This window comes from Sarcina sp. DSM 11001, from assembly GCF_900101015.1.
In the GTDB taxonomy this organism is placed as follows: domain Bacteria; phylum Bacillota; class Clostridia; order Lachnospirales; family Lachnospiraceae; genus CAG-791.
Genome location: NZ_FNFZ01000021.1, coordinates 84,352 through 91,113 on the forward strand (window position 1 = coordinate 84,352; position 6,762 = coordinate 91,113).

Annotated in this window: 8 protein-coding genes and 1 pseudogene; 8 read left to right on the top strand and 1 reads right to left on the bottom strand. The window is 51.1% G+C overall.

Features of this window, described 5'->3' with window-relative positions:
* From BLT02_RS11860 to BLT02_RS11890, 8 genes are all read left to right on the top strand, one after another.
* Entirely contained in the window at positions 1–855 is an 855-nt protein-coding gene (locus BLT02_RS11860) for an energy-coupling factor transporter ATPase (RefSeq protein WP_092995645.1), read from the top strand.
* Positions 856–877: 22 nt separating this feature from the next.
* Positions 878–1,687: an energy-coupling factor transporter transmembrane component T family protein gene (locus BLT02_RS11865; protein WP_092995648.1), complete on the top strand. Its 810-nt coding sequence runs from the start codon at positions 878–880 to the stop codon at positions 1,685–1,687.
* 415 nt (positions 1,688–2,102) lie between these two features.
* Positions 2,103–3,158, top strand: coding sequence for a tRNA pseudouridine synthase A (locus BLT02_RS11870; RefSeq protein ID WP_092995651.1), 1,056 nt, complete (start codon positions 2,103–2,105; stop codon positions 3,156–3,158).
* A 5-nt stretch (positions 3,159–3,163) separates the two neighbouring features.
* Entirely contained in the window at positions 3,164–4,678 is a 1,515-nt protein-coding gene (locus BLT02_RS11875; protein WP_092995654.1) for a histidine-type phosphatase, read from the top strand.
* A 134-nt stretch (positions 4,679–4,812) separates the two neighbouring features.
* On the top strand, positions 4,813–4,977 hold the full coding sequence (locus tag BLT02_RS17200; protein ID WP_175453811.1) for a hypothetical protein: 165 nt from the start codon (positions 4,813–4,815) through the stop codon (positions 4,975–4,977).
* Between the two features lie 187 nt (positions 4,978–5,164).
* A complete protein-coding gene (rplM, locus tag BLT02_RS11880) occupies positions 5,165–5,593 on the top strand; it encodes a 50S ribosomal protein L13 (protein WP_092995657.1) in 429 nt (142 codons plus the stop codon).
* Between the two features lie 33 nt (positions 5,594–5,626).
* Positions 5,627–6,022: a 30S ribosomal protein S9 gene (gene rpsI / locus BLT02_RS11885; RefSeq protein ID WP_092995661.1), complete on the top strand. Its 396-nt coding sequence runs from the start codon at positions 5,627–5,629 to the stop codon at positions 6,020–6,022.
* Positions 6,023–6,204: 182 nt separating this feature from the next.
* On the top strand, positions 6,205–6,384 hold the full coding sequence (locus BLT02_RS11890) for a hypothetical protein (RefSeq protein WP_092995664.1): 180 nt from the start codon (positions 6,205–6,207) through the stop codon (positions 6,382–6,384).
* Positions 6,385–6,468: 84 nt separating this feature from the next.
* Here BLT02_RS11890 and BLT02_RS11895 read toward each other — a convergent pair.
* A pseudogene (locus BLT02_RS11895) lies at positions 6,469–6,762 on the bottom strand (LysR family transcriptional regulator); the annotation flags it as partial.

Consider the following 6,762-nt stretch of genomic DNA (forward strand, 5'->3'; position numbering starts at 1 on the left):
ATGGGAATTCAATTAGAAAAAGTGAGTTATGTCTATGAGCAGGGTACGGCTATGCAGACCTCAGCTCTGCAGGATGTGACCCTGGAAATACCGGATAATCAGTTCATCGGTCTGATCGGGCACACCGGTTCAGGAAAATCGACCCTGGTCCAGCTTCTGAACGGACTCCTGAAACCGTCATCAGGACGTGTGCTGTATAACGGCGAGGATATCCACTCGGACAAATACGACAAGAAAGTTCTCCGCGCGGCGGTAGGGCTGGTATTCCAGTACCCGGAGCATCAGCTGTTCGAAGTGGACGTTCTTTCTGATGTCATGTACGGTCCGCGGAACCTGGGGCTGGATGAAGCGGAGTGCAAAAAGCGCGCGGTCGAAGCCCTTGCCGATGTCGGAATGGAAGAGGAGTATTTCAAGACATCTCCTTTTGACCTTTCCGGCGGGCAGAAAAGACGTGTCGCGATCGCCGGCGTTCTTGCCATGCGTCCCAGCATCCTTATTCTGGACGAGCCCACGGCAGGACTGGATCCGAGAGGGCGCGACGAGATCCTCGGGCTGATCTCCCGGATGAAAAAAGAGTATTCCATGACCATCATTCTTGTCTCCCACAGCATGGATGATGTCGCCCGCTATGTCGAGCGGATCATCGTGATGGGAGGCGGGAAAAAAATCTTTGACAACACTCCCGAGGGTGTCTTCAGACACTATAAAGAGCTGGAAGACCTGGGGCTTTCCGCTCCGCAGATCACCTACATTATGAACCTGCTGAAAGAGAAGGGTCTCGATGTCAGGACCAATGCCCTGACTGTCGAGCAGGCCGCTGAAGAGATTCTGGCAAAGATCCCCGTAAAAAAATAAAGTAACAGGACTGGGAACGGATATGTTTAAAGATATTACACTCGGACAATACTACCAGACAGATTCACTGCTCCACCGCCTGGATCCCCGCGTCAAGCTCGTGGGGACTCTGGTGTATATCATTTCGCTTTTTGTGGTGGACAGCTTTACGGGCTATATCATCGCGGGAATTTTTCTCGCGGCAATGATCGTGCTCTCAAATGTTCCTGTCGGCTATATTGTCCGCGGCATGCGCGCGATCCTGATCCTTCTCCTGATCACCATGTCCTTCAACCTGTTCCTGACTCCGGGCCAGGTGATTTTCCGTATCGGCTTTTTGAAAATAACCAGAGAGGGCCTCGCCTTTGCCATCAAGATGGCGATCCGCCTCTCCCTCCTCGTGATCGGGTCTTCCCTGATGACGCTCACGACGACCCCCAACCAGCTGACCGACGCCATTGAGAGCCTCCTGGGACCGCTCAAGCGCTTCCGCGTGCCGGTGCATGAGATCGCCATGATGATGTCCATAGCCCTGCGCTTTATCCCGATCCTGATGGAAGAGACGGACAAGATCATGAAAGCGCAGATCGCCAGAGGCGCCGACTTCGAGAGCAGAAATCTCATAAAAAAAATGAAGAGCCTTGTCCCACTCCTCGTGCCGCTGTTTATCTCGGCTTTCCGCCGCGCCAACGACCTCGCCATGGCCATGGAGGCCAGATGCTATAGAGGCGGCGCCGGGAGGACCAAGATGAAACCGCTGGTGTATCTGGGCAGAGACCGGGCAGCCTACCTCACCCTCTTCATCTATTTTGCGGTGTGCGTGGCTGTGAGAGTTCTCCCGCTTCCTTTTTGAAACAAGGAAACAAGGGGACGGTCCTTTTGTATCTGTCCCCCTGTCTCTTTCGCTTGGGAAACAAAGGGACGGTTAAAACAAAGGGACGGTCCTTTTGTAAAACAAAGGGACGGTCCTTTTGTATCTGTCCCCCTGTCTCTTTCGCTTTTATGCGGGTCAGGGCTCAGGAACTGTAGCGAAAGAATCTGTACGTTTTGCCTGCCTGGATTTCCGCGGAACAGCGTTGCCATCACCTGACGATGCTCATGGATCGATGTTCATGGATTGATGCTCATGGATTGATGCTCATGGATCGTAGATTCATTATTGTCATACGTTCTTCCGCTTTGTCAGCAAAAATCCATTCTGCGCAAACTGTACAGTCAGGAATTATGCGAAAATAACTTGACCATTTCGCGGAAGAAGTTATGGCATTATGAGTAAACGAATTCTTCTTTCCGTCGCTTATGACGGCACGGATTACGCCGGTTTCCAGGCGCAGAAGAGCGGTGTTCCCACGATCGAGGGAGAACTGAACCGCGCCCTGACTGAGCTTACCGGAGTACCAGTGGAGGTCATCGGGGCCAGCAGGACGGACTCGGGGGTGCACGCCCGCTGCAATCTCGCTGTATTCGATACGGAGAGCCGCATTCCCCCGGAAAAATTTGCCCATGCAATAAACGTTCGCCTTCCGGACCAGATCTGCGTCCAGACCTCCATGGAGGTTCCGGCGGATTTTCACCCTCGCCGGTGCAGCACGGTCAAGACCTATGAATACCGCATCTGGAACGCGCAGATGCCGGATCCCATGCGGCGGCTCTATACGTACTTTTCCCGGTACCGGTTTGATATTGATAAAATGAGAGAGGCTGCTGCATACCTGGTGGGCGAACATGATTTCAAGAGCTTCTGCAGTACTTATACGAGTGCGAAGACTACCGTCCGCGAGGTGCTGGCGGTTGATGTGGAGGAGATCCTGCCGGGATGTGAGACCGCACTACCAGGTTCTGAGACCGCGCTGCCAGGTTCTGAAATCGCGCTGCCAGGTTCTGAAATCGCACTGACAGGTTCTGAAATCGCACTGCCAGGTTCTGAGACCGCGCTGCCAGGTTCTGAAATCGCGCTGCCAGGTTCTGAAATCGCGCTGCCAGGTTCTGAAATCACACTGACAGGCTCTGAGAACGTTTCTGACAGCCGTTCTGATGCCGGTCCCGGTTCTGATTCCGTCAGTTCCGCTGCCCGCATGCCGCGGGAGATCGTCATCCGCGTCACTGGACGCGGCTTTCTTTACAATATGGTCCGTATCATTGCGGGAACCCTGATGGAAGTGGGACGGGGAGCGAAGACGCCTGACCAGATCCCGGACATCCTGAATGCCTGTGACCGCCGCGCGGCAGGGCCTACAGCTCCCGCCTGCGGACTGACCCTGGTCCGGTATGAGATCCTGGAACCGGGCATGGAGAGGGTCTTTGACATTCATAAAACAACCTGAGAAAAATGAAAAAAGAGAAGAAGAAAAGACACCTGTTTATCACCCTGTTCCTGATCGCCTTACTTCTGGCGGGCTGTGGTGGTTCGAGCCAGGCTGAGACTGTACAAAATGATACTGTCCAGACACAGAACGAGAATGTATCTGCTGGTGCGCACGTCTCAGACACAGGCAGCACGTCATCAGCCGATGTACATGTATTGTATGCTGATAAAACCGCCCAGGCGGCTGCGCAGGAACACGATCAGGAGGAAAATCCAAATCCTGCCGGTCGCCTTAGATCATTGTCCCATGAAGGATATATCCTGGAGCAGGTTGTAGTACTCAGCCGTCATAATATTCGCTCTCCCATGAGCGGCAGCGGCTCAGTGCTGACTGAAATTACCCCTCATGAGTGGATATCCTGGACATCAAATCCCAGTGAACTATCTCTCCGTGGCGGCGCTCTTGAGACAATGATGGGGCAGTATTTCCGAAGATGGGCGGAAAAAGAAAGACTTTTTCCTGAGAATTACCAACCGGATGACAGCTCTGTTCGTATCTATGCAAATGCAAAGCAGCGAACGATTGCTACAGCGCAGTTCTTTGCAACGGGACTTCTACCCACGGCAGGTCTGGAAGTCGAGACACACGTCGAGTACGACAGTATGGATCCGACTTTTAAGCCTCAGTTGACTTTCGTCAACAATGCATATACCCGAGATGTGGAATCACAGGTAAAAGAACTATATGGGGACGATATCGCTTCCCTGGCAGACAACTACAGACTTTTGGAGGATGTCATCGACATGGAGGATTCCCCTGCCTGGAGGAGCGGGGAAGCAGCGTCGCTCCGTACTGATGACACAGAGCTCATACTAAAGCTGAACGAGGAGCCGAACCTGTCCGGTTCTCTCAAAATGGGCGGCAGAATCAGTGATGCACTCGTCCTCCAGTATTATGAAGAACAGGATGATGAAAAAGCTGCCTTTGGCCATGTCCTTACAAAAGAGCAATGGCAGAAAGTCAGCGAAGTCAAGGACACCTATCAGGAAATCCTCTTTTCAACACCGCTTCTGGCTCCGAATGTGGCACATCCGCTTCTGATTGAAGTCAAAGATGAGCTGGAAAACCAGAACAGAAAATTCTCTTTTCTCTGCGGACACGATTCAAATATCGGGAGCGTTCTCGCATCTCTCGGCGCAGAAGATTACACGCTCCCTGATTCCATCGAGAAAAAAGTCCCTATAGGCAGCAAGCTGGTCTTTTCCAGATGGACAGACGCAGACTCCAACGCATGGATCAGTGTGAATCTGGTATACCAGACTGCTGATCAATTGCGCGGGCTGACGTTGCTGGACATCGATACACCTCCTGCCATTTTCCCGATAGCGCTGAAACATCTGGAGATGAACGCGGACGGACTTTATGCAGCTCAGGATGTGATGAACCGATTCGATCAGGCCATTAAGGAATATGGAAAAATAATTAAGAAATATGAAAAAGGAGATGATTCAGCTTCCCCTGCCGAATCGAACTTTTGAACGGAGTTTCTTTTTTGTTGCCTTGGTTATCTCCACTTGCATACACTACTCTTCCCAGTACTTGCCGGGGGGCTGTTTCAATCAATCTTATCAGGGATTTGATTAAGAAAAATACCGAATTTTGGAAATCCACGATGAATGAAACCGGTGTGGACCAGAAAACCATCAGCAGCAAGTATCTTGAGATGGATGATTTTTCACTTCAGCAAAGGGAAAAGACTGAATGGAAATGCGAACGGGAAAAGGGAAAAGAGAACGGAAAAAAATACAATTACCGGTTGACACTGGTATCTGTGTAAGCTAAAATATTCGGGTGCGACGACAGAACGCATCTATTTGTGTGCCCCAGACTCCCCGGTTTTGGGCGGATGCAGCCTGTCACTGCGACATCGCACATTTGAATCTAACGAAATCACTGAAATAAATAAAACAAATGGGCCGGAGGTCAGATGCCGGACCATGTGACGCACCGATGGAGGAAAATACATGAAAACCTATGTGCCAGGCGCAGCAGATATTGAGAAGAAATGGTATGTAGTGGATGCGACCGACATGACTCTCGGCCGCCTTGCATGTGCAGTTGCCAATGCCCTGCGCGGCAAGAACAAGCCCTATTTTACACCTTTTTTGGATACAGGCGATTATGTCATTGTTGTAAATGCTGAGAAGATCAAAGTCACCGGCAAGAAGCTGGATCAGAAGATCTATTTCCGTCACTCCGAGTACGTCGGCAGCGCGAAGTACACCACCCTTCGTGAGATGCTCCGCACAAAGCCTGTCAGAGTTATTGAGCACGCCGTCCGCGGCATGCTTCCCAAGGGAAGACTTGGCGATGACATGTACAGAAAGCTCCACGTATATGAAGGCCCCGAACACAAGCATGCGGCACAGAAGCCCGAAGAGCTGAAGTTCTAAGTTCCAATCGGAGTTTGAAAGGAGAGATTTACAATGGCTAAAGAAGCGACCTATTACGGAACCGGCAGAAGGAAATCCTCTGTTGCCCGCGTTTTCATTACCCCCGGCACCGGCAATATGACCATCAACGGCAGGACCATTGATGATTATTTCGGACTTGAGACCCTCAAGGTCATCGTCAACCAGCCCATCGTCCTTACCGGCACTACCGGCCAGTACGACTACAAGATCACCGTCAAGGGCGGCGGCACCACCGGCCAGGCCGGCGCGATCCGCCACGGCATTTCCCGTGCCCTGATCGAGGCTGATCCCGACCTTCGTCCTGTCCTCAAGAAAGCAGGCTTCCTGACCCGTGACCCTCGTATGAAAGAGAGAAAGAAATACGGTCTCAAAGGCGCAAGGCGTGCACCTCAGTTCAGCAAGCGCTGATCGGAATATTTTACAACGACACAAAGAAGCCCGGAAATTCAACGTTTCCGGGCTTTTTTCATGCCCTAAACTTTTTGTTTGTTTTTGCGCAATCTGACCGGAAAACAGTAGTAAATGAGGAATAGAAAGTTTGTTTTCGCGCAATCTGACCGGAAAACAGTAGTAAATGAGGAATAGAAAGTTTGTTTTCGTGCAATCTGACCCAGAAAACAGTAGTTAATGAGGAAAAGAAAATCGCAGCCTTGATCGATTTCATCGGCGCCATGGAGGTCCGGGAGGATGATGAAGAGTTCCAGAATCCCGTGGATATCATGTTTGAAAATTTGGAGAAGAAGAATCCAAAACACTTCTCAGTCAGGTAATACAAGAAATATAAGCTGGCCCCGGGCAGGTGAGTAAATCTGTATTTATTCATCGTTATTCTCCCGGGCTTATTTTTTTGCTCTTTACAGTGGGAACGCAACCGCGTCCGAGTAAAGCTTTTTCAGAATATCAAGGAAGGTTTTCAGACTGTCTCTCTGGTCTTCTTTATGGGTGCATAGAACGCAGGAGAAGCCCTCCTTGCAGTCGAACGGGATCCACGCGAACTGTCCGCTGTGGTCGTTTAAGAAGCCCGGAGCCAGACAGACGCCGCGTCCCGCAGCCACATTTGTCAGCGTGGTGTCATGATCAGCACTGTTAAAATAATTGATCTTTCCTGAGCTGATCAGCCGGTGCTGAACTGTTTTCAAAGCCTGCGG

Excerpts from the sequence above, each read along its gene's own strand:
- BLT02_RS11875 (WP_092995654.1), top strand. The coding sequence starts at position 3,164 with ATGAAAAAAGAGAAGAAGAAAAGACACCTGTTTATCACCCTGTTCCTG.
- rplM (WP_092995657.1), top strand. The coding sequence starts at position 5,165 with ATGAAAACCTATGTGCCAGGCGCAGCAGATATTGAGAAGAAATGGTAT.
- BLT02_RS11870 (WP_092995651.1), top strand. The coding sequence starts at position 2,103 with ATGAGTAAACGAATTCTTCTTTCCGTCGCTTATGACGGCACGGATTAC.
- BLT02_RS17200 (WP_175453811.1), top strand. The coding sequence starts at position 4,813 with ATGAATGAAACCGGTGTGGACCAGAAAACCATCAGCAGCAAGTATCTT.
- BLT02_RS11865 (WP_092995648.1), top strand. The coding sequence starts at position 878 with ATGTTTAAAGATATTACACTCGGACAATACTACCAGACAGATTCACTG.
- BLT02_RS11860 (WP_092995645.1), top strand. The coding sequence starts at position 1 with ATGGGAATTCAATTAGAAAAAGTGAGTTATGTCTATGAGCAGGGTACG.
- rpsI (WP_092995661.1), top strand. The coding sequence starts at position 5,627 with ATGGCTAAAGAAGCGACCTATTACGGAACCGGCAGAAGGAAATCCTCT.